Source organism: Pseudomonas sp. KD5 (genome assembly GCF_012932895.1).
Taxonomy (GTDB): Bacteria; Pseudomonadota; Gammaproteobacteria; order Pseudomonadales; family Pseudomonadaceae; genus Aquipseudomonas.
Genome location: NZ_JDWJ01000003.1, coordinates 484,704 through 504,174 on the forward strand (window position 1 = coordinate 484,704; position 19,471 = coordinate 504,174).

The following is a 19,471-nucleotide window of genomic DNA, read 5'->3' on the forward strand; positions in this document are numbered from 1 at the left end:
TCATATCTAAATGTGTGGACGATCCTGTGTGGCGAGGGGGCTTGCCCCCGTTGGGTCGCGAAGCGGCCCCGAAACCTGCAATCGCGGTGTATCAGGTACACCGCACATAATTATTTACGACTGCTACGCAGCCGAACGGGGGCAAGCCCCCTCGCCACACTGGCTCGTTCCCACAGGGGAATGTGTGTTTATTGAGGGGTCGAGGGCAACCCGAAAAACGCCCGGGCGCTGGCGGTGCTGTGGGCGGCGAGATCTTCCAAGCTTTCCCCGCGATGCAACGCCACTTCACGCAACACTTCAGTCAGATACGCCGGCTCGTTGCGACCGTTTTTCGGCTTGGGACGCAAGCTGCGGGGCAGCAGATACGGCGCGTCGCTCTCCAGCATCAAGCGCCCGCGTTTAATCTCCTTGACCAACGGATGCAGGTGCGTGCCCCGGCGTTCGTCGCAGATCCAGCCAGTGATGCCGATGTGCAAGTCCAGATCGAGATAGCTGAACAGCGCCTTCTTTTCACCGGTGAAGCAGTGCACCACGGCGGCCGGCAATTGATCGCGGTAATCGTGCAGGATCTCCAGCAGTCGTTGACTGGCGTCGCGCTCATGCAGGAACACCGGCAGTTGCAGTTCGACCGCCATTGCCAGATGTTCTTCTAGGACTTTTTCCTGTTGCGGGCGGGGCGAGAAATCACGATTGAAATCGAGGCCGCATTCACCCACGGCCACTACGTTCGGCTCCTTGAGCAAACTGCGCAGACGCTGGGCGCTGTCGGCGTTCCAGTCGCTGGCTGAGTGCGGGTGAATGCCGGCGGTAGCGAACAGTCGTTGAGTGCTTTCGTCCAGTTGCCGGCACAGTTCCAGCGCCTGTTCGCTGCCCTCGACGCTGGTCCCGGTAAGCACCAGTTGGCAGACCCCGGCAGCGTAGGCTCGGTCGAGTACAGCCTGGTGTTTGTCGGCAAAACTGGGGTTGGTCAGGTTGACGCCGATATCGATGAGTTGCATGGTGCTACCTCGGACCAAAGGCCGGAAAGCATATCAGAGCTGTAGATTTATAAGAAAAACCAAGAACTACAACGAGTTAAAGCTGTCTGTTGAGGCCGCGAGGCAGGTCGGGGTTGGTAGATTTGCCATCACTGTGCCACTCTCTCGCACTTTATCAGCGCTTCAAGCGCTCTGTTTCTGTTGCCCGATGTCATGAAATCACTCATGAGGTTGGCCAGTATTCTTTCCGGAGAGTGGATGACACGTCCCTCGGTTTTGTTACTGCTGTGTTGTTCGTTGCTGCTGCCGATGCCGGCGGTTGCGCGTCTGGCCGGGCCGTTGCAAGCCGTACCGGCAGCCAAGGTCCGCGACCTGGCGGAGATTCGCAGCAGCCGTGTGCTGCGGGTGCTGGTCAACCAGAGCCGCAACAGCTCCGGCGAAATCCAGGGCCAGGCCATCGGCGTCGAATACCACCGCCTGCGGGCTTTCGAGCAATACCTTAATGGCCACGCCCGTGATGGCCAGGAAATCACCCTCAAGATCATTCCCAAAGCCAAGGATCAACTGCTCGGCGCGTTGCAGCGCGGGGAGGGTGATCTAGTCGCACCGGGGGAATTGCTTGATCCGCAATCGGGGCACGCGGTCAGCACCAGTGAGCCGATTGCCAGTAACGTGCCGTTGCTGCTGGTGGGGATCAAAGGCGAAAGGCGTTACACCCACCTCGAACAACTCTCGGGTAAAACCCTCGCGCTGCCCACCGGCAGTGCTGCCGGGGATGCGGTCAGCCAGATCAATCAGAAGCTCGCGCTGCACAAACTGCCCCCGGTGAAGATCGAGTGGGTCGACCCAAGCCTGGCCGTCGAGGACGTACTGGAAATGGTCCAGGGCGGGATCTTCCATCTAACCATCGTCGAGCAACCGATCGCCGAGCGCTGGGGCAAGATCCTGCCCAAGTTGCGCTTCGATCGACAGGTGCTCATCAATGAGCCGGGCGAGGAATACTGGTTCGTGCGTCGCGACGCCTCGATGCTGCGGGCGAGCATCGACCGTTTCCTGACCACCTACAAGCAACCGTCGGACCAGGATGCGGCGTTCCTGCGGATCTACCGGCGCCTGTATCAAGTGCACTATCCCTTGGCCAAGGCCGATCGTCAGCGCCTGGAAAAACTTCGACCGGTGCTGCAAAAACACGCGCAAGCCCAGGACATGGACTGGCTGAACCTGGCAGCGCTGGCCTTCAAGGAATCGGCGCTGCAACCCACCGCCAGAAGTGGAGGCGGCCCCACCGGCCTGATGCAAATAACACCATCGGCCGCCCAACGGGTTGGCGTCAGTGACATTCAGAATCTCGATGCCAATGTGCAGGCCGGCGCCAAGTACCTGGCGATGATCCGCCGCAAATTCTTTGCCAGCCCCAAACTCAACGAGCGCGAGCGCATGGCGTTCGTGCTGGCGGCCTACAACATGGGGCCGGAGCGGGTCCAGGGCATGCGGGCCGAGGCTCGGCGCCGCGGCCTGAATCCTAATCAGTGGTTTTTCCAGGTTGAGCGCATCGCCATGGAGCAGGTGGGAATGGGGGCTGTCAGCTATGTTAATAGCGTGAACAAGTATTACCTGGCGTTCGATCGGGAGCGGGAATCGTTGGAGCCTCAGGGGCAGAAAGTTGCCTTACGTAAATGATCGACTAATCTGATTGTTATGGTGCGTTTTTTGCGCTTTTAACATGAGATAAACCGATTAATATGGCGACCAACCAACACACTCTCACAATGGATGACACAGCATGAGCACATTGATCAACAAGGTACTGTCTACCCGCGCTGGCTACGGCCTGACGATTCTGCGGATTTTCGTCGGCATCATCTTCGCGGCCCACGGCTCACAGAAACTCTTCGGGGCATTCGGCGGCTACGGCATTGCCGGCACCGCGCAGTACATGGAAAGCATTGGATTGGCGCCCGGTCACCTGATGGCGATCCTGGCCGGCGGTACTGAATTCTTCGGCGGTCTGGCGCTGATCATCGGCCTGCTGGTACGCCCGGCGGCGTTGGGGCTGACCTTCCTCTCGCTGGTTGCGATTTTCTCGGTGCACATCAGCAACGGTCTGTTCATGGCCAACAACGGTTATGAATTCGCCCTGGCCTTGCTCGGTGGCAGCCTCGCAGTGCTGATCGAAGGCGCAGGCAAGCTCTCGGTCGACCGCGCCATCGCCGACTGACCGCTCTGACTCAACGAAAGGCCCGCGCAGTGTGATGCACTGTGCGGGCCTTTTTTGTTGCTGGCGATTCTTGACACTGTCCGGTCAGCTTCTCTAGGATGCTGCTCATGCGCCGATTTAAACAGCTACTTGCGGGGCGCCAGGTGACTCATTCAGTTGCCGATAGAAGCTTGAAACAGGCTTCGAAATACCGCTAAAGCGCTGGTTCGGTGTTGCCTCTCACCTGCCATGCAGACTTTTGAGGCAGAGACACGACACAATGAATGCATTGAACCCCGTTGTACGCCCCGCGCCGATCACGGCACATCTCACCCAACGCAATCCAAAAATCCTGCTTGGCGGTAAACATCAGCCGACGCTGTTGCGTTACCTCGATGGCTGGCCACGTCGCACCGGCGGTCCGGCAGCATTCCTGATCCAGTTTGTCGAAGATGGCGAGTCGCTGGAGCGCTTCGCGACTGACAGTTTCGATCTGGCGGTGATTCAGGCACCCAGCGCCGAGGACGCGCCTGAAGTGATCAGGCAACTGACCCGCGTCGCGCGCCAAGGGCTGATTGCCCGCTGCTGAGGCTCAGGGCTCTACGGCTTAGAGCGCCGTGGCTCAAAAATAGTCGATTGCCACGATATACACGCACTGCTCACCGGTTGGTGTCTGCACTCGCACTTCGGCGTCCAGTGCCTTGCCGATCAAGGCGCGGGCCAGCGGTGAGTCGATGCTGATCAGGCCTAGCTTCAGGTCCAGTTCATCCGGGCCGACGATGCGATAGCGCGACTCTTTGCCGTCCTCGTCTTCGATCGTGACCCAGGCGCCAAAGTAGACCTTGTTCGGATCGCTGGGCTTTTCACTGACCACCTTGAGCGCTTCCAACCGTTTGGTGAGGAAGCGCACACGGCTATCGATCTCGCGCAGCATCTTTTTGCCGTAGGTGTATTCGGCGTTTTCCGAACGATCGCCCTGGGCCGCCGCCTCGCTGACCGATTGCGTCACTTGCGGTCGGCGCACATGCCAGAGCTCATGAAACTCGGCGCGCATCCGCGCTTCACCTTCGGGGGTGATCAGCGCTGTGCCGGCGGTGCGGGGAGGGCGATAACGGCTCATGGCGACTTCTTGTGGTTGAGTTCTTGAATCGGGTTTTTAAACAAGCGTACTTGAGTTTATCAACCTTCGCGCAAGACTGTCAGCGGGCTGGCGTTCAAGGCGCGGCGTGTGCCGAATACACCGGCACCACCGATCAGCACCGTGCCGATCAGCGGCATTACCAGCAGCCATGGATGCGGATGCCAAGGCAGGTCGAAGGCGTAGCGGTAGAGCACCAGGCTCACCAGTTCCGAGCCCAATGCCGCCAACAGCCCGCTGACCGCGCCGAGCAAACCGAACTCGATTCGCCGCGCCCTGACCAGCAACTGCCGTTCGGCGCCCAGCGCTCGCAGCAACGCGCCTTGGCGAATACGTTCATCGAGGGTGGCCTGCAAGCCGGAGAACAACACCGCCATCCCCGCCGCCAACACGAACAACAGCACGTACTCCACTGCCAGGGTGACCTGCGCGAGAATGCTGCGCAACTGCTCCAGCAACGCTTCGACTTGCAGAATGGTCACCGCTGGAAAACTGCGGGACAGGTCGACGATCTGCTGGTCGTGACCGGGTGCCAGATAGAAACTGGTCAGGTAGGTCGCCGGCAAATCCTTCAAGGTGCCGGGTTGGAAGATCATGAAAAAGTTCGGCTGGAAGTTGTCCCAGTTGATCTCCCGCAGGCTGGTGACTTTCGCCTCCCGGTTGACCCCGCCAACGCTAAACACCATGTGATCGCCGAGCTTGAGCTTGAGGCTTTCGGCGACTTTACCTTCCACCGAAACACCGGGTAGTTCATCCGCCGGTTGCTGATCCCACCAGTTGCCGGCGGTGAGCTTGTTGCCCGCCGGCAGGTCCGCCGCCCAGGTCAGGCTCAGGTCGCGTTGAATGGCCCGGTCACCGGCCGAGTCCTTGCTGACGATTTCCTGCACCGGTTTGCCATTGATGCTGATCAGCCGTCCCGGCACCACCGGGTACAGCGGTGCCGATTGTGCCGACAGCTCCATCAATCGATCGCTAAAGGCTTGTTTGTCCGCCGGCAGAATGTTCAAGGCGAAATAGTTCGGGGCATTTTTTGGCAACTGGTTTTGCCAGGTGTCGAGCAGCTCGCCACGCAGCAAAGCGATCAACGCCATCGACAGCAGAATCAAGCCGAAGGCCAGGGACTGACCCGCCGCCGCCAATGGATGGCGCAACAGTTGGCCCAGCCCCAGACGCCATGGCAATGAGGCGCGGGCCAGCATCCGGCGCAGGCTCTTGAGCAGCAGCAAGAGCAAACCGCCAAGCACTAGCGCCGCGATCACGCCGCCGCCGAGCAGGGCGAAGGTCAGCACCAGGTCCAGGCTCAAACGCCACATGATCAGGCCGAGGGCGCCCAACGCCGCGCCATAGACCATCCAGGTGCTGGAGGGAATCGGTAGCAAGTCCCGGCGTAATACCCGCAGCGGTGGGACTCGCCCCAAAGCGGCCAACGGCGGCAGGGCGAAACCGGCCAGCGCGACCAGCCCGGTGCCGATCCCCGCAATGGCCGGCAACAGACCTCCCGGTGGGACGTCAGTTGGCAGTAAATCATGCAGCAGCGCAAACAGCCCGAGCTGCGCCAGCCACCCAAGCAGGGCGCCGCTGATGCTGGCGAGCAGTCCGAGAACCGTCAGTTGCAGACTGAACAGCACCATGGTTTCCCGGCGTGACAGACCCAGACAGCGCAGCAATGCACTGGCATCGAATCGGCGGGTGGCGAAGCGTGTCGCCGACAACGCCACCGCCACGCCGGACAGCAGCACCGCCACCAGGCTGGCCATGTTCAAGTAACGTTCGGCCTTGCCCAAGGCACCGCCGATCTGCCGATTGCCATCGCGGGCATCCTGGATGCGCTGGTTGGCGGCCAGGCCTGGCTTGATCAATTGACGATAGGTTTCCAGCGCCTGGGCGTTGCCGCGCCAGAGTTCGCGGTAACTGACCCGGCTGCCGGGTTGCACCACGCCGGTTGCCTCGAGGTCGCTGAGATTGATCAGCACCCGTGGCGTCAGGCTGTAGAAGTTGCCGGCGCGATCCGGTTCGTAGGTCAGTACCCGCGCCAGTTTCAGGGTTTTCATGCCGACGTCGATGCTGTCGCCGATCTTCAAGTCCAGCGCAGTCAGCAGTCGCGCTTCAACCCAGGCTTCGCCGGGTTTCGGACCGCCACCGGGTGCTTCTTGCGCGAACGGCGCGGGGGCGCTTTTCAGTTCGCCGCGCAAGGGGTAGACATCATCGGCGGCTTTGATGCTGGACAGTTGAATGCCGTTGTCGGTGGCAATGACACTGGAAAATTCCACCACCTGAGCATGTTCAAGGCCCAACTCGATGCCACTGTTGATCTGTTCCGGCCGCGCCGGCGAACTGCCTTCCAGTAACAGGTCGGCGCCGAGAAACTCGGTGGCGCGCAGCATCATGGCGCCGTTCAGGCGGGCGCCGAAGTAACCGATGGCGGTACTCGCTGCCACGGCCACCAGCAAGGCGAAGAACAACACGCGCAACTCACCGGCGCGGGCATCGCGCAGCAGTTGGCGAATGGCGAGACTGAACAGGCGCAACAGCGGCAGGCGTGCCATCAAGGCTCCAGAGGGGCGACCAGCAGGCCGGCTTCAAGGCGGATCAGGCGCCGGCAGCGATGTGCCAGGCGTTCGTCATGAGTTACCAGCACCAGGGTGGTGCCGCGTTCCTTGTTGAGTTCGAATAGCAGATCGCTGATGCGCTCGCCAGTGTGGCTGTCGAGGTTGCCGGTGGGCTCATCGGCGAACAACACATCGGGCTCGGCGGCGAAGGCACGGGCAATCGCCACGCGCTGCTGTTCGCCACCGGAGAGCTGGCGCGGCGAATGGGTCAGGCGTTGACCCAGGCCAACCCGTTGCAACAGCTCGGTGGCGCGCTCACGGGCATCTTTGCGGCCATCGAGTTCCAGTGGCAGCATGACGTTTTCCAGGGCGTTGAGGCTGTCGAGCAGTTGAAAGGACTGGAAGACAAACCCCACGTGCTCGGCGCGAATGCGCGCGCGCTGATCTTCGTCGAGATTGCTCAGGCCTTGGCCGGCGAGAGTGACTTCGCCGCTGCTCGGCAGGTCGAGGCCGGCAAGCAGGCCGAGGAGGGTGGATTTGCCGGAACCGGAGGCGCCGACAATGGCCAGGCTATCGCCCTTGTTCAGTTCCAGGCTGAGTTCGTGCAGGATAGTCAGTTCACCTTCCGCGCTGGGAACCACTTTGCTGAGGTTCTTCGCGGTGAGAATGCTTGCGCCCATGGAGAATCCGATGCGTGTGTGGTTTTTGAGTGCTGGCCTGGCCTTGATGTGCATGGCCCAGAACGCAGCGGCGGGTACAGTCCTGATCGTTGGCGATAGTATCAGCGCCGGTTTCGGCCTGGATACCCGGTTGGGGTGGGTGTCGTTGCTCGAGCAACGGCTCAAGCGCGAAGGTTTCGACGATAAGGTGGTCAATGCATCCATCAGCGGCGACACCAGTGCCGGAGGCCGGGCACGCCTGCCGGCGCTGCTTGCAGAGCATAAGCCTGAGCTCGTCATCCTCGAGTTGGGAGGCAATGACGGCTTGCGCGGAATGCCGCCAACACAATTGCAACAAAATCTTGCGTCGATGATCGACAGCTCCCGCGTCAGTGGCGCCAAGGTGCTGTTGCTGGGCATGCAATTGCCACCCAACTATGGCGTGCGTTACACCCAGGCATTCGCCGAGGTCTTCACCAAGGTGGCCGATGAGAAAAAAATCCCGCTGGTGCCGTTTTTTCTCGACGGCGTGGGCGGTCATCCAGACCTGATGCAATCCGACGGCCTGCACCCGGCGGCGGGGGCTCAGGGCAAGTTGCTGGAAAATGTCTGGCCGACACTGAAACCGCTGCTTTGACGCTTTTCTAGCGGCGGCGTTTCGGCTAAGGTGGCGCCCCCGATTTGGAGGCCCCGATGCCGCGTCCCGCCTGGTCCCTTTTTGCCTATCAACTGATCGAGCCTGACGAACAGCTGGATCTGTTCGCCTGCCAGGAAGTGCGGGTGCATCTGGTGACCCGTCAGCTGGAGCTGGGCGGCTCGGCCGACCGAACCCTGTGCGGCAGCCTGTTGCCGGCGCAACCACGCTGGTCGAGCGTCGATCGCACGGTGTTCCAGGACCAGCGCCTGTGCTCGCTGTGCCGGGCCATTCTGGAATCGCAAAAACGCGGCACCTCGCCGATCTGGCCTGAGTTGCGGTTCGAGCTATAGCCCCGTGGCGAGGGGGGGGCTCGCCACAGGAAAGCTTCCACCACAGGCAATCCCCCTCGCCACAGGTCTTGCATCTCCCCGAAATAACGGGCGGCGGTGTACAATCGGGTTTTTATACCCTTGTCGATCATGCGAAGGATTTTCCGGATGTTGCCGCGCTTTCCCGCCGTCACCCGCTGCCTGTCTCTTGCTGCGCTCTGCGTGGCGGGTCCCGTTGCAGCATTGGAGTTGCCCCTGCCACCACCCGGTGAAGACATTGTCGGCCAGGTGCAAGTGATCAAGGCCAAATACGAAGACACCTTCGCCGACCTTGGCACCACCTACGACCTGGGCTATCTGGAAATGGTCGCGGCCAACCCTGGCGTCGATCCATGGCTGCCGGGCGCCGGTACCGAAGTCGTCCTGCCGACGCGCTTCATCCTGCCGCCTGGCCCGCGTGAAGGCATCGTCATCAACCTGGCTGAATACCGCCTCTACTACTACCCGAAAGGCCGGAACGTGGTGTACACCTTCCCGCTGGGTATTGGCCGTGAAGGCTGGGGTTCGCCGATTGCCCACACCAGCATCGTCGCCAAGACGCCGAACCCGACCTGGACCCCTCCAGCGTCGATCAAGGCCGAGCACGCCGCCGATGGCGACCCACTGCCGAACGTAGTGCCGGCCGGCCCGGATAACCCGCTGGGGCCTTTCAAATTCACCCTGGGCACTCCGGGCTACCTTATCCACGGTTCGAACAAGAAGTTCGGCATTGGCATGCGCACCAGCCACGGTTGCTTCCGCATGTTCAACAATAACGTGCTGGAAATGGCCGGCATGGTGCCGGTAGGGACGTCGGTACGCATCCTCAACGATCCGTACAAGTTCGGCCTCAGTGGCGGCAAGGTTTATCTGGAAGCGCACACGCCGCTGGATGACAAGGGCAACCCTTCGGTGGTCGACAAGCACACCGCCGTGATCAATGCGATGCTCAAGCGTGAGGACATCACCAACAACTTGCGCATGAACTGGGATGTAGTGCGCGACGTGGTCGCCGCTGAGGATGGCCTGCCGGTGGAAATCGCCGTGCCGAATACGTCGGCACCGATGGTCTCGAGTGCGCCGATCGACCTGCAGCAGTAACGCGTTAAAGCAACCCGCCGATGCAGGCCGCATCGGCGGGTTTTTTATGGCCTGCAGAAACCCCAGGCAATAAAAAAGCCGACCCAAAAAATGGATCGGCTTGATAACAATCCCGAAGGATTATTACTTGCGGCTAGCTTTTTCCAGCATGCGCAGAGCACGCTCGTTAGCTTCGTCAGCAGTCTGTTGTGCTTTTTGAGCAGCAGCCAGAGCTTCATCAGCTTTACGGTAAGCTTCGTCTGCACGAGCTTGGGAGCGAGCTGCTGCGTCTTCAGTAGCAGTCAGACGTGCTTCAGTTTCTTTCGATACGCTGCTGCAACCGGTAGCCAGAACTGCGGCCAGAGCCAGAGCAGAGAATTTCAGAACGTTGTTCATCGTGTTCCCCTTCAAGGACTTTCTATTAAGTAGCTGTCTCCTCAGAGTGAGGAAATAGCCGGCGTACATACTACCCATTACTTGTAGTAAGTAAACTGACGTAGCGCAAGAAGCAAAAAAAATTGTAGGCGTTGATTCTTTTTCGAGCAACTTTTAACTGCGTTGTATAAAAAATATCCAGCTACGAGGCCCGAACTGAGCGAGCCGTTGGGAAAAAGTTCCCTGGCCTGGCAGCTGTTTTTTGGTCTTGCCCAAAGTCCGTCTAGATGGGTTTGTCTACACTTGTGTTCGAATTTTGCGCAGCCGCTCGCATATCTTTATCCATGTTGAGGTGACTTAAACAAAGGGCGCTCGTCTTAAGTCTCAATATCCGGCAATGTTCAGGCTTTGACCCGTTCGGTCGAGCCGTTCCTGCGTAATCCGCGGCAACACCCGCCACCCGATGCACAATGACGAGCGTCCCTTGAGCATTTTTGCCAATGGTGCCTACTATTTGATACGTGCTCGGTTGCGCGAGATTGGTGCGGCTCTCTCGGTGTCCATTCAGGCACGGGGTGGCGTAGTTGTTCCTTCGCCGGAAAAACATCGGTAAGGTAGGGGTCAGAATTAAAGACCCGCGAGGAGTAGTGATGAGCGAGGCGTTGTCCATCCACCATGACCAGGCTGGTCATCAGTTCGAGACCACTGTGGACGGTTATCGTGCCTACCTGACCTATATGGATCTGGGAAAACAGACCCTGGATATTTATCGCACTTTTGTGCCCAACGCGTTGCGTGGTCGCGGCATTGCGGCGGCTTTGACCGAGCAGGCGCTGCAATATGCTGATGAAATGGGCTACACGGTGATTCCATCGTGCTCCTACGTGGAGCGCTACATGGAGCGTCATCAGCGGCATGCCGCCAAGCTGTGAGCAAAACCAACGCATAAAAAAACGCCAGGTTCAAACCTGGCGTTTTTTTATGCGCGAAACGGCGATCAGCTGCGATTGCGTTTAGGCAATACGTCCTTGAGCTTGGCATGCATGCTGCGCAAGGTGTTTTCAGTGGCAGTCCAATCGATGCAGGCATCGGTGATCGACACGCCGTATTGCAGGTCGGCGAGGTCTTTCGGGATTGCCTGGCAGCCCCAGTTCAGGTGGCTCTCGACCATCAGGCCGATGATTGACTGGTTGCCTTCGAGGATCTGGTTGGCGACGTTCTCCATCACCAGCGGTTGCAGGGCTGGATCCTTGTTGGAGTTGGCGTGGCTGCAATCGACCATGATGTTCGGCTTGATGTTGGCCTTTTTCAGCGCTTGCTCGCAGAGCGCGACGCTGACCGAATCGTAGTTCGGCTTGCCGTTGCCGCCGCGCAGTACCACGTGACCGTAGGCGTTGCCCTTGGTGGTGACGATCGACACGCCACCTTCCTGGTTGATGCCCAGGAAACGGTGCGGGCTGGAAACCGATTGCAGGGCGTTGATGGCCACCGTCAGGCCGCCATCGGTGCCGTTCTTGAAGCCGACGGCCGAAGACAGGCCGGAAGCCATTTCACGGTGCGTCTGGGATTCGGTGGTGCGTGCGCCGATCGCCGACCAGCTGATCAGGTCCTGCAAGTATTGCGGGGAGATCGGGTCGAGGGCTTCGGTTGCGGTCGGCAGGCCCATTTCGGCCAGGTCCAGCAGCAACTGACGACCGATGTGCAGGCCATCCTGAATCTTGAACGAGTCGTCCAGGTACGGATCGTTGATCAAGCCTTTCCAGCCAACGGTGGTGCGTGGCTTCTCGAAATACACGCGCATGACCAGATACAGGGTATCGGACACTTCGGCCGCGAGCGCTTTCAGGCGCTCGGCGTATTCGTGGGCGGCCTTGATGTCATGGATCGAGCACGGCCCGATCACGACGAACAGGCGGTGGTCGGTGCCATCAAGAATGTTGCGAATGACTTCGCGGCCCTTGGTGACGGTGCGCAGGGCAGCGTCGCTCAGAGGGATATCACGCTTGAGCTGATCGGGAGTGATCAGGGTCTCGTTGGAGGCGACGTTTAGGTCGTTGATCGGTAAATCAGCCATCGTTTACTCGTCAGGTCACGGGTGCCGGCCGCCAGCGAACCCGCGCGGCGGAGCACAGCAAATTAAGCGCGTCGGGGAGCAGAACCTTAGCGCGTTACACCGTGGCTCGACAATGGGCAGACACCGGTTTAATGGGCATTCCCCATCAGTTTCCCCCACCGTGGCGGGGAAACTGATGGGGAATGCACCCTAACCGGCCATTGGCTGCGCAAATGCCTTGCTGACTGTATCGTGGGAGAACTCGTCGGCATGCTGCTGGACCCACTCGAGGGCCAGGGTCTCATTGTTCTGCTGTTGACTTTGGGGTTCATGCTGACGGCAGTAACGTTCGATCTGGCAGATCTGCTCACCCATCCGCGCGCAAAACAGCGTCTGTTCGTCGACGAAGGCGATCCCCACCAGATAGCCGCGTTTTCGTCGCAAACACCACGCCACATAACCCAGGAAACGCAAGTCCGGGTTCAGGGTCGGCATGCGTATTTCCAGCGCCGTACCGTGGCGCCACGCGCGGTGGTAATTGCAAGCCATGCCGCCGAGGCTGATAGTGTGCAGCTCTTGCCGCGAAATACACTCATGTTTGAGCAACGTTAATTCGACGGGCACATCGTCAGGATGAGGAAGATAACGTCTCATGAACACGGACTCCCTGTGTCGGCCACTTGACACTGTTTCTCCCAGTATAGTGGTCGAATCGGAACTGACCGATTTCGACGCCGACCAACGGTTGCTGGCAATGAGCGGCATTTCACTGGTGATATTTACCAGCGTCGGCTGTGCCAGTTGCCGTTTTGCCCGCGAGCAGTTGCCCAGGCTCGAACTGGCGGTCGATCGGCTGTGCTGGATCGATGCCGGAAGCAATGGCGGGGTGGTCGAGCGTTATCGGGTCTTTCATTTGCCGGCACTGTTCGTGGTGCGCGACGGTGAGTATTTCGGGGCGCTACAGTCGCGCCTGACCCGCACAGCGCTCAACGAGGCTGTGGACCAGGCGTTGAGTCGACCAGCAGAGGAGCTGCCATGACAGGCACAGTGGCCAAGCCGACAATCGGCATTATCGGGACCGGCGCGATCGGTGGTTTCTACGGGCTGATGCTGGCGCGTGCCGGCTTCGATGTGCATTTTCTGTTGCGCAGCGAGTTTACAGCGGTGGCCGAACGCGGCTTGCATCTTGACCATGCGTCGTTGGGCCCGCTGACCCTGAACCCGGTCCAGGCCTATTCGTCGGCTGCCGACATGCCGCCCTGTGACTGGCTGCTGGTGGGCGCCAAGACCACCAGCAACGCGGACCTGGCACCGGCCATTATTCAAGCCGCCGCACCTGATGCCAAAGTGCTGTTGCTGCAAAATGGCCTGGACGTCGAAGACCATCTGCGCGAGTTGCTCCCCGATTCGCTGCACCTGCTGGGCGGGCTTTGTCTGATCTGCGTCCATCGCGCCGGCCCCGGGGTCATCACCCATCAAGCGCTGGGCGCGGTGAATGTCGGCTACCACAGTGGCCCCGCCGCCGATGCACAGGCACGCATGAACATCGTCGAGGAGGGCGCCGGATTGTTCCGCACTGCCGGTATCGACGCCCAGGCCATGCCGAATTTGCAGCAGGCGCGCTGGCAGAAACTGGTCTGGAATATTCCCTACAACGGTCTGTCGGTGCTGCTCGGGGCCAGCACCACGCCGTTGATGGCGGATGCCGACAGCCGCGCGCTGATTCAGGCCTTGATGGCCGAAGTGGTTCAGGGGGCCAAGGCCTGCGGTCATGACATGCCGCCGGGTTACGCCGATTATCTGTTCATGATGACCGAGAAAATGCCCGACTACTGGCCGAGCATGCATCACGATTTTCTACACAAGCGGCCGCTGGAACTGGACGCCATCTACACTCGGCCACTGGCAGCGGCGAAGGCGGCGGGATGTGAGTTGCCGCGAATCGAGGCCTTGTATCGCAGCTTGAGTTTTATCGACCGACGTAACCACTGAGTCGGTCAAGAAGGGGGAAGGGCATGGCAAATGTCATAGACGACAAACTGGTGCTGGCGATTTCTTCGCGAGCGCTGTTCGATTTGAGCGAGAGCCACAAGGTCTATCTGTCGAGCGGCGTCGAGGCTTATCGGCAGTACCAGATCGAACACGAAGACGAAATTCTCGAGCCCGGCGATGCATTCCCGTTGGTGGAAAAACTCCTGAACCTGAATACCCGTCTCGGCCGTGCCCGGGTCGAGGTGATTCTGGTGTCGCGTAACAGCGCCGACACCGGCCTGCGGGTTTTCAACTCGATTCATCACTATGGCCTGTCGATCTCGCGTGCGGCGTTCGTCGGCGGGCGCAGCCCTTATCCGTACCTCAAGGCTTTTGGTTGCGACCTGTTTCTCTCGACCCATGCCGAAGATGTGCGCAATGCGCTGGAGGCCGGATTCGCCGCAGCGACTATTCTATCGGGCGGTGCCAGTCGCGCCGCCAGCGATGAATTGCGCATTGCTTTCGACGGTGACGCGGTGCTGTTTTCCGACGAGTCGGAGCGGGTCTATCAGTCGGGAGGCCTGGCGGCGTTTCAGGCCAGCGAGCGTGAGGCGGCCCGTGAGCCTTTGCGCGGCGGGCCGTTCAAAGGCTTCCTCGCGGCGCTCAATCTGTTGCAGCGTGAGTTCCCCGATGATGCCTGTCCGATCCGCACCGCGCTGGTGACCGCGCGATCGGCGCCGGCCCATGAACGGGTGATCCGCACCTTGCGCGAATGGGACATTCGTCTGGATGAATCGCTGTTTCTTGGCGGCCTGACCAAATCGGCTTTTCTTGAAGCCTTTGCCGCCGACGTATTTTTTGACGATCAGGCAGGCCATTGCGAGCTGGCCCGTGAAGTGGTTGCCACCGGGCACGTGCCCCATGGCATCAGTAACGAGCCGTCGGTTTAAAGCCCGGCGGTTCAATGCGTTGCGCCGGGCGCCGCACTCGCCACGGCACTGCTAAGCTGAATCAATCTCCGCCATGTTGGCATTTGAGGAGGTCATATGATTCGTTCGATGCTGTATGCCACTGACTTGGGTCTGTACGCACCATTGGTGATGCAGCATGCCTTGGAACTGGCTCGAACATTCAATGCCGACTTGTATGTGGTGCATGCGGTAGAGCCCATGGGGCTGTTTGCCGAATCCGTGTTGCAGAGCTATCTCGACGAGAAGGCCTTGAACGAATTTCACAGTCAGGGTCTGAACAATGTGATCGCCAATATTCAGCAACGGGTGCTCGACAACTTTCGCGAAGAGCTGGGGGATGAAGGAGTGCAGGATTTGCAGCGGATTCAGGCAGTGAGGGTGCTGCAGGGCGATCCGTCGCAGGTGATTCTCGACCAGGCGCAGAAACTCTCTGTCGATTTGCTGATCGTAGGGAGTCACAGCCATGGTGCTGGCGCGGAAACGCCGTTGGGTCGAACCGCTGCGCGCGTGTTGCAACTGGCCAGGGTGCCGGTCTATTTGGTGCCGCTGGTAGAGCGTCGCCGCAAAGAGGATCGCTAGAACACGAATAATGGCATTTTGACAAAAAAGTTCTAGATTTATTGGTCTAACCATTAATATAGTTATATACCGTCGCTGATGCCCGTGGCGTCTACCTGCTTTGAGGGATTCATATGAAGCTTCAACAATTGCGCTACATCTGGGAAGTGGCGCACCACGACCTCAACGTTTCTGCTACAGCCCAAAGCCTCTACACCTCGCAACCGGGCATCAGCAAACAGATTCGTCTGCTGGAAGACGAATTGGGGGTCGAGGTTTTCGCCCGCAGCGGCAAGCATCTGACCCGCGTTACCCCGGCCGGCGAGCGCATCATCACCACCGCCGGTGAGATCCTGCGCAAAGTTGAAAGCATCAAACAGATCGCCCAGGAATTCTCCAACGAGAAAAAAGGCACCCTGTCGATCGCCACCACCCACACCCAGGCGCGTTATGCATTGCCGCCGGTGATCAGCAATTTCATCAAGCAATACCCGGACGTTGCCCTGCACATGCACCAGGGTTCGCCGATGCAGATCGCCGAGATGGCTGCGGACGGCACCGTCGATTTCGCCATCGCCACCGAAGCCCTGGAGCTGTTCGGTGATCTGGTGATGATGCCGTGCTATCGCTGGAACCGCTGCGTGGTCGTGCCTCAGGGCCACCCGCTGACCAAGCTCTCGAAGCTGACCCTCGAAGCCCTGGCCGAATACCCGATCGTGACGTACGTATTCGGTTTCACCGGCCGTTCGAAACTCGACGAAGCCTTCAGCCACCGTGGCCTGACACCGAAAGTGGTGTTCACCGCCGCTGACGCCGACGTGATCAAGACGTACGTTCGCCTGGGGCTGGGCGTGGGCATCGTGGCGAAAATGGCGGTCGATACCAAGCTCGATAGCGACCTGGTGGTGCTCGATGCCAGCGAGTTGTTCGAATCCAGTATTACCAAAATCGGTTTCCGTCGCGGCACTTTCCTGCGTGGCTTCATGTGCGACTTCATCGAGAAGTTCGCTCCGCACCTGACCCGCGAAGTGATGGCCAAGGCCATTCAATGCCACAACAAACAGGAACTGGAAGAGCTGTTCGACGGCGTCGAACTGCCGGTCCATTAAGCGTCAACAGACGCTAGACCACCTCGGTGACAGCAAACTGTTGCCGAGTGCCCGCCACCAGAATCTCCACTTCATCCCCTTCGAACTTGCCCAGCAGGCTTTTACCCAGCGGCGAACGAGGGGTGATGACGGTAATCAGTTGCCCCACCAGATCAATCTTCAATCCGGCTGCGTCGGGGGCCAGGAACAGCCATTGTTCGCGACCTTTTTCGTCTTCCAGGCCGAGCAGGGCGCCGACCTCGATGCCGCGCCGCTCGTCATAAGGCCGCAGTGTCAGGTTCTGGCAAAGGGTCAATGACAGTCTGATTTCCTCCACTCGCCTGGCCTGCCCGGCCGCCAGATAAGACGCCTCCAGCCCCAGGGTGTCGTACTTGTTTTCGGCTATGTTTTCTTCGTGGGTCGCGGTTTCGTAAGCGGTTTGCGCGGCACGCTCGGCGATGTCGAGATCGATCCGCAGCTTGTCGATAATCAGTTGGTGGACGGTCGGCTTGTGCATAGAGAGCTTCATGATCAATCGCAGAATTGCAGGACGTTGGCGCGGCTTTTTTCGCTCGGCGCGGTCTGGTCCTGTTGCAGCCAGAACTGACATTTTGGATTGGCCAGATTGTGTTTGCTGCTTCTGGCCTGTTCCACCATTTGCTGCTGATCGTTCCTGCGCAGGTGTTCCTCGTACTGTTCGAACATCGGGTTTTGCGCAGCGGGTTGTTCAATCACCGGCGGCTTGGCCAGTTGCTCCACCGCCTGGGCCAAGGGTGCCAATTGCTCGTTGAACAACAGGCGCCAGGCGAGCCAGCAAGTCAGTGCGATCGCGATAAATCCCAGCCACAAACCGAGGGCGATGCTGCCGGTCAGTTGCAGCGCATTGAGCTGGATCGGCATGGAGCGGCGCGGGTGGGGACGGTAGGGCATGACTGCCTCCTGGCGGGTGGTCGCGGGCAAGTGGCGATTGTCGCACGAAGATTAATCGTCGTCGGCTCTTCTGCACGGGGTAATTTATGCGGACAATCGGCGCTTTTGCCAACGGGAACCTGGAATGCCTGAAATGAAAACCCGCTGGGATATTTTTTGCACCGTGGTCGACAATTTCGGCGACATCGGTGTGACCTGGCGTCTGGCCCGCCAACTGGTGGCCGAACATTCAGTGACGGTGCGCTTGTGGGTCGATGACCTGCGGGCCTTCGAGCGGTTGTGTCCAGAAATCGACATCCACGCTACGCAGCAGTGGCAGCAGGGTGTCGAGGTGCGGCAATGGTCAGCGCACTGGCAACCCACCGAAGCCGCGGATGTCGTTATCGCCGCGTTCGCCTGCCAGTTGCCGAGTGCTTATATGGAGGCCATGGCCGAGCGGGAAAAGCCGCCGCTGTGGATGAACCTCGATTATCTGAGCGCCGAAGACTGGGTCGTCGGTTGTCACGGCTTGCCGTCGGTGAAGTACAAGAACGTGCAGAAGTTCTTTTTCTTCCCGGGTTTTCGCAAGGGCACCGGTGGCTTGCTGCGTGAGAGGGGATTGCTCGAGCGGCGTCGGCAGTTTCAGCAAAGTCCCGAGGCTCAGCGAGAGTTCCTGCAAGGCCTGGGGGTTGAACGCGCCCCGAACGTACAGCTGATCTCGCTGTTCGCCTACGAGAATAACGGGCTGGCCAGTTGGCTCGATGCCATGGCTGCCGACTCGACGCCCACTCATCTGTTGGTGCCCGAGGGCCGGATTCTCGGCGACGTCGAACGCTGGCTCGCAGTGGACGGGCTGACGGCCGGCGCGGTGCATGTGCGCGATGCCCTGACTGTGCAAGTGCTGCCGTTCGTCCGGCAGGATCAATATGACCTGCTGCTGTGGAGCTGCGATTTCAACGCCGTGCGCGGCGAAGATTCCTTTGTTCGCGCGCAATGGGCAGGCCGGCCACTGCTCTGGCACATCTATCGGCAGGACGAAGATATCCACCTGGACAAGCTCGACGCCTTCCTGACCCTGTACACCCAAGGCCTGTCCAAACCTGCTGGCGAGGCGATCAGCGGTCTATGGCGGGCATGGAATGCAGGTGAGACAATGGTCGAGCACTGGAAATCAACCCGCAAACATTGGCCGGAACTGGAAAAGCATGCCGAGGCGTGGTGTCTGGAACAAGCCTTGCAGGCAGATCTTGCCGCAGCGCTGGTACAGTTTTACCTAAATTGGATATGATACGCGGCCTAGATTTTTGTAAATCCCATCCAAATTCGGATATTCGCAATGAAAACTGGTAAAGAACTGAAACCCGGTATGGTGATCCGTATCGACAACGATCCTTGGCTGGTTCAGAAAGCTGAATTCACCAAGTCGGGTCGTAACAGCGCGATCATGAAGACCAAGCTGAAAAACCTGTTGACCGGTTACAAGACCGAGACCGTTTACAGCGCCGACGACAAACTGGACGACGTGATCCTCGACCGCAAAGAAGCGACCCTGTCCTTCATCAGCGGCGACTCCTACACGTTCATGGACACCACTGACTACACCATGTACGAGCTGAACGCTGAAGACATCGAAGCCGTTCTGCCTTTCGTTGAAGAAGGCATGACCGATGTTTGCGAAGCGATCTTCTTCGAAGAGCGTCTGGTTTCCGTAGAACTGCCGACCACTATCGTGCGTCAGGTTGACTACACCGAAGGCTCCGCTCGCGGTGATACTTCCGGCAAGGTGATGAAGCCTGCCAAACTGAAGAACGGTACCGAGCTGTCGGTTGCTGACTTCATCGAAATCGGCGACATGATCGAGATCGATACCCGCGAAGGCGGTTCCTACAAAGGCCGTGCTAAATAAGCACCGCTTGAGGAATGAAAAAGCCCGACCATTGA

At 59.5% G+C, this 19,471-nt stretch carries 23 protein-coding genes; 14 read left to right on the forward strand and 9 right to left on the reverse strand.

Annotated features, from left to right (window positions below; translation table 11 throughout):
• Positions 1–188 precede the first annotated feature (188 nt).
• Positions 189–998 (reverse strand): TatD family hydrolase, encoded by an 810-nt coding sequence (locus tag AF70_RS09225; protein ID WP_028939007.1) that lies wholly within the window; start codon positions 996–998, stop codon positions 189–191.
• Between the two features lie 237 nt (positions 999–1,235).
• On the opposite strand from AF70_RS09225, the gene AF70_RS09230 reads away from it, so the two are divergent.
• From AF70_RS09230 to AF70_RS09240, 3 genes are all read left to right on the forward strand, one after another.
• Complete coding sequence (locus AF70_RS09230; protein ID WP_028939008.1) at positions 1,236–2,657, forward strand: transglycosylase SLT domain-containing protein; 1,422 nt, start codon at positions 1,236–1,238, stop codon at positions 2,655–2,657.
• Between the two features lie 103 nt (positions 2,658–2,760).
• The gene (locus AF70_RS09235) at positions 2,761–3,195 is read left to right on the forward strand and encodes a DoxX family protein (protein ID WP_019582550.1); all 435 of its coding nucleotides are present in this window, start codon (positions 2,761–2,763) and stop codon (positions 3,193–3,195) included.
• 259 nt (positions 3,196–3,454) lie between these two features.
• Positions 3,455–3,763: a hypothetical protein gene (locus AF70_RS09240; protein ID WP_007939981.1), complete on the forward strand. Its 309-nt coding sequence runs from the start codon at positions 3,455–3,457 to the stop codon at positions 3,761–3,763.
• Positions 3,764–3,796: 33 nt separating this feature from the next.
• Here the strand turns inward: AF70_RS09240 and greB are convergent, their stop codons facing one another.
• From greB to AF70_RS09255, 3 genes are read right to left on the reverse strand one after another with little or no spacing between them, the layout of a single operon-like run.
• Positions 3,797–4,294, reverse strand: coding sequence for a transcription elongation factor GreB (greB, locus tag AF70_RS09245; RefSeq protein WP_018929803.1), 498 nt, complete (start codon positions 4,292–4,294; stop codon positions 3,797–3,799).
• A 59-nt stretch (positions 4,295–4,353) separates the two neighbouring features.
• Positions 4,354–6,858 carry an ABC transporter permease gene (locus AF70_RS09250; RefSeq protein ID WP_028939009.1) on the reverse strand — a complete coding sequence of 835 codons (2,505 nt, stop codon included), beginning with the start codon at positions 6,856–6,858 and terminating at the stop codon, positions 4,354–4,356.
• The gene (locus AF70_RS09255) at positions 6,858–7,541 is read right to left on the reverse strand and encodes an ABC transporter ATP-binding protein (protein ID WP_007939984.1); all 684 of its coding nucleotides are present in this window, start codon (positions 7,539–7,541) and stop codon (positions 6,858–6,860) included. The genes AF70_RS09250 and AF70_RS09255 overlap by 1 nt, the downstream gene beginning before the upstream one ends.
• 10 nt (positions 7,542–7,551) lie before the next feature.
• On the opposite strand from AF70_RS09255, the gene AF70_RS09260 reads away from it, so the two are divergent.
• From AF70_RS09260 to AF70_RS09270, 3 genes are all read left to right on the forward strand, one after another.
• Positions 7,552–8,157, forward strand: a complete 606-nt coding sequence (locus AF70_RS09260) for an arylesterase (protein ID WP_019582548.1) — start codon at positions 7,552–7,554, stop codon at positions 8,155–8,157.
• Positions 8,158–8,213: 56 nt separating this feature from the next.
• A complete protein-coding gene (locus tag AF70_RS09265) occupies positions 8,214–8,507 on the forward strand; it encodes a hypothetical protein (RefSeq protein WP_007899882.1) in 294 nt (97 codons plus the stop codon).
• Positions 8,508–8,654: 147 nt separating this feature from the next.
• Complete coding sequence (locus AF70_RS09270; protein WP_019650542.1) at positions 8,655–9,626, forward strand: L,D-transpeptidase family protein; 972 nt, start codon at positions 8,655–8,657, stop codon at positions 9,624–9,626.
• A 123-nt stretch (positions 9,627–9,749) separates the two neighbouring features.
• On the opposite strand, the gene oprI is transcribed toward AF70_RS09270, so the two are convergent.
• Positions 9,750–10,001 (reverse strand): outer membrane lipoprotei OprI, encoded by a 252-nt coding sequence (gene oprI, locus AF70_RS09275; RefSeq protein ID WP_003172710.1) that lies wholly within the window; start codon positions 9,999–10,001, stop codon positions 9,750–9,752.
• 629 nt (positions 10,002–10,630) lie between these two features.
• Here oprI and AF70_RS09280 point away from each other — a divergent pair.
• Complete coding sequence (locus AF70_RS09280; protein ID WP_007939987.1) at positions 10,631–10,912, forward strand: GNAT family N-acetyltransferase; 282 nt, start codon at positions 10,631–10,633, stop codon at positions 10,910–10,912.
• 65 nt (positions 10,913–10,977) lie between these two features.
• On the opposite strand, the gene AF70_RS09285 is transcribed toward AF70_RS09280, so the two are convergent.
• Both AF70_RS09285 and AF70_RS09290 read right to left on the reverse strand, forming a co-directional pair.
• Positions 10,978–12,054, reverse strand: coding sequence for a 3-deoxy-7-phosphoheptulonate synthase (locus AF70_RS09285; RefSeq protein ID WP_019582545.1), 1,077 nt, complete (start codon positions 12,052–12,054; stop codon positions 10,978–10,980).
• A gap of 189 nt (positions 12,055–12,243) precedes the next feature.
• On the reverse strand, positions 12,244–12,687 hold the full coding sequence (locus AF70_RS09290; protein WP_081625788.1) for a PilZ domain-containing protein: 444 nt from the start codon (positions 12,685–12,687) through the stop codon (positions 12,244–12,246).
• On the opposite strand from AF70_RS09290, the gene AF70_RS09295 reads away from it, so the two are divergent.
• The 5 genes from AF70_RS09295 (at position 12,686) to cysB (ending at position 16,642) form a co-directional block, all read left to right on the forward strand.
• Entirely contained in the window at positions 12,686–13,072 is a 387-nt protein-coding gene (locus AF70_RS09295) for a co-chaperone YbbN (RefSeq protein ID WP_028939010.1), read from the forward strand. The genes AF70_RS09290 and AF70_RS09295 overlap by 2 nt on opposite strands.
• Positions 13,069–14,025 (forward strand): putative 2-dehydropantoate 2-reductase, encoded by a 957-nt coding sequence (locus AF70_RS09300; protein WP_028939011.1) that lies wholly within the window; start codon positions 13,069–13,071, stop codon positions 14,023–14,025. Before AF70_RS09295 ends, AF70_RS09300 begins: the two co-directional genes overlap by 4 nt.
• 23 nt (positions 14,026–14,048) lie before the next feature.
• Complete coding sequence (locus AF70_RS09305) at positions 14,049–14,954, forward strand: 5'-nucleotidase (RefSeq protein ID WP_018929795.1); 906 nt, start codon at positions 14,049–14,051, stop codon at positions 14,952–14,954.
• 96 nt (positions 14,955–15,050) lie between these two features.
• Positions 15,051–15,554 (forward strand): universal stress protein, encoded by a 504-nt coding sequence (locus AF70_RS09310; RefSeq protein WP_019582542.1) that lies wholly within the window; start codon positions 15,051–15,053, stop codon positions 15,552–15,554.
• 113 nt (positions 15,555–15,667) lie between these two features.
• Complete coding sequence (gene cysB, locus AF70_RS09315; RefSeq protein WP_007899921.1) at positions 15,668–16,642, forward strand: HTH-type transcriptional regulator CysB; 975 nt, start codon at positions 15,668–15,670, stop codon at positions 16,640–16,642.
• Between the two features lie 13 nt (positions 16,643–16,655).
• On the opposite strand, the gene AF70_RS09320 is transcribed toward cysB, so the two are convergent.
• Together AF70_RS09320 and AF70_RS09325 are read right to left on the reverse strand one after the other, a co-directional pair.
• Positions 16,656–17,138, reverse strand: a complete 483-nt coding sequence (locus tag AF70_RS09320; RefSeq protein ID WP_026331950.1) for a GreA/GreB family elongation factor — start codon at positions 17,136–17,138, stop codon at positions 16,656–16,658.
• 14 nt (positions 17,139–17,152) lie between these two features.
• Positions 17,153–17,551: a hypothetical protein gene (locus tag AF70_RS09325; RefSeq protein ID WP_007939998.1), complete on the reverse strand. Its 399-nt coding sequence runs from the start codon at positions 17,549–17,551 to the stop codon at positions 17,153–17,155.
• A 124-nt stretch (positions 17,552–17,675) separates the two neighbouring features.
• On the opposite strand from AF70_RS09325, the gene earP reads away from it, so the two are divergent.
• Positions 17,676–18,818: an elongation factor P maturation arginine rhamnosyltransferase EarP gene (earP, locus tag AF70_RS09330; RefSeq protein WP_032830914.1), complete on the forward strand. Its 1,143-nt coding sequence runs from the start codon at positions 17,676–17,678 to the stop codon at positions 18,816–18,818.
• A 48-nt stretch (positions 18,819–18,866) separates the two neighbouring features.
• Positions 18,867–19,436 (forward strand): elongation factor P, encoded by a 570-nt coding sequence (locus tag AF70_RS09335; protein ID WP_007940000.1) that lies wholly within the window; start codon positions 18,867–18,869, stop codon positions 19,434–19,436.
• Positions 19,437–19,471: the final 35 nt, after the last annotated feature.

Bases quoted from the DNA above. Each gene is read 5' to 3' on its own strand.
- AF70_RS09225 (WP_028939007.1), bottom strand. From the start codon at position 998: ATGCAACTCATCGATATCGGCGTCAACCTGACCAACCCCAGTTTTGCC.
- AF70_RS09230 (WP_028939008.1), top strand. From the start codon at position 1,236: ATGACACGTCCCTCGGTTTTGTTACTGCTGTGTTGTTCGTTGCTGCTG.
- AF70_RS09235 (WP_019582550.1), top strand. From the start codon at position 2,761: ATGAGCACATTGATCAACAAGGTACTGTCTACCCGCGCTGGCTACGGC.
- AF70_RS09240 (WP_007939981.1), top strand. From the start codon at position 3,455: ATGAATGCATTGAACCCCGTTGTACGCCCCGCGCCGATCACGGCACAT.
- greB (WP_018929803.1), bottom strand. From the start codon at position 4,294: ATGAGCCGTTATCGCCCTCCCCGCACCGCCGGCACAGCGCTGATCACC.
- AF70_RS09250 (WP_028939009.1), bottom strand. From the start codon at position 6,858: ATGGCACGCCTGCCGCTGTTGCGCCTGTTCAGTCTCGCCATTCGCCAA.
- AF70_RS09255 (WP_007939984.1), bottom strand. From the start codon at position 7,541: ATGGGCGCAAGCATTCTCACCGCGAAGAACCTCAGCAAAGTGGTTCCC.
- AF70_RS09260 (WP_019582548.1), top strand. From the start codon at position 7,552: ATGCGTGTGTGGTTTTTGAGTGCTGGCCTGGCCTTGATGTGCATGGCC.
- AF70_RS09265 (WP_007899882.1), top strand. From the start codon at position 8,214: ATGCCGCGTCCCGCCTGGTCCCTTTTTGCCTATCAACTGATCGAGCCT.
- AF70_RS09270 (WP_019650542.1), top strand. From the start codon at position 8,655: ATGTTGCCGCGCTTTCCCGCCGTCACCCGCTGCCTGTCTCTTGCTGCG.
- oprI (WP_003172710.1), bottom strand. From the start codon at position 10,001: ATGAACAACGTTCTGAAATTCTCTGCTCTGGCTCTGGCCGCAGTTCTG.
- AF70_RS09280 (WP_007939987.1), top strand. From the start codon at position 10,631: ATGAGCGAGGCGTTGTCCATCCACCATGACCAGGCTGGTCATCAGTTC.
- AF70_RS09285 (WP_019582545.1), bottom strand. From the start codon at position 12,054: ATGGCTGATTTACCGATCAACGACCTAAACGTCGCCTCCAACGAGACC.
- AF70_RS09295 (WP_028939010.1), top strand. From the start codon at position 12,686: ATGAACACGGACTCCCTGTGTCGGCCACTTGACACTGTTTCTCCCAGT.
- AF70_RS09290 (WP_081625788.1), bottom strand. From the start codon at position 12,687: ATGAGACGTTATCTTCCTCATCCTGACGATGTGCCCGTCGAATTAACG.
- AF70_RS09300 (WP_028939011.1), top strand. From the start codon at position 13,069: ATGACAGGCACAGTGGCCAAGCCGACAATCGGCATTATCGGGACCGGC.
- AF70_RS09305 (WP_018929795.1), top strand. From the start codon at position 14,049: ATGGCAAATGTCATAGACGACAAACTGGTGCTGGCGATTTCTTCGCGA.
- AF70_RS09310 (WP_019582542.1), top strand. From the start codon at position 15,051: ATGATTCGTTCGATGCTGTATGCCACTGACTTGGGTCTGTACGCACCA.
- cysB (WP_007899921.1), top strand. From the start codon at position 15,668: ATGAAGCTTCAACAATTGCGCTACATCTGGGAAGTGGCGCACCACGAC.
- AF70_RS09320 (WP_026331950.1), bottom strand. From the start codon at position 17,138: ATGCACAAGCCGACCGTCCACCAACTGATTATCGACAAGCTGCGGATC.
- AF70_RS09325 (WP_007939998.1), bottom strand. From the start codon at position 17,551: ATGCCCTACCGTCCCCACCCGCGCCGCTCCATGCCGATCCAGCTCAAT.
- earP (WP_032830914.1), top strand. From the start codon at position 17,676: ATGCCTGAAATGAAAACCCGCTGGGATATTTTTTGCACCGTGGTCGAC.
- AF70_RS09335 (WP_007940000.1), top strand. From the start codon at position 18,867: ATGAAAACTGGTAAAGAACTGAAACCCGGTATGGTGATCCGTATCGAC.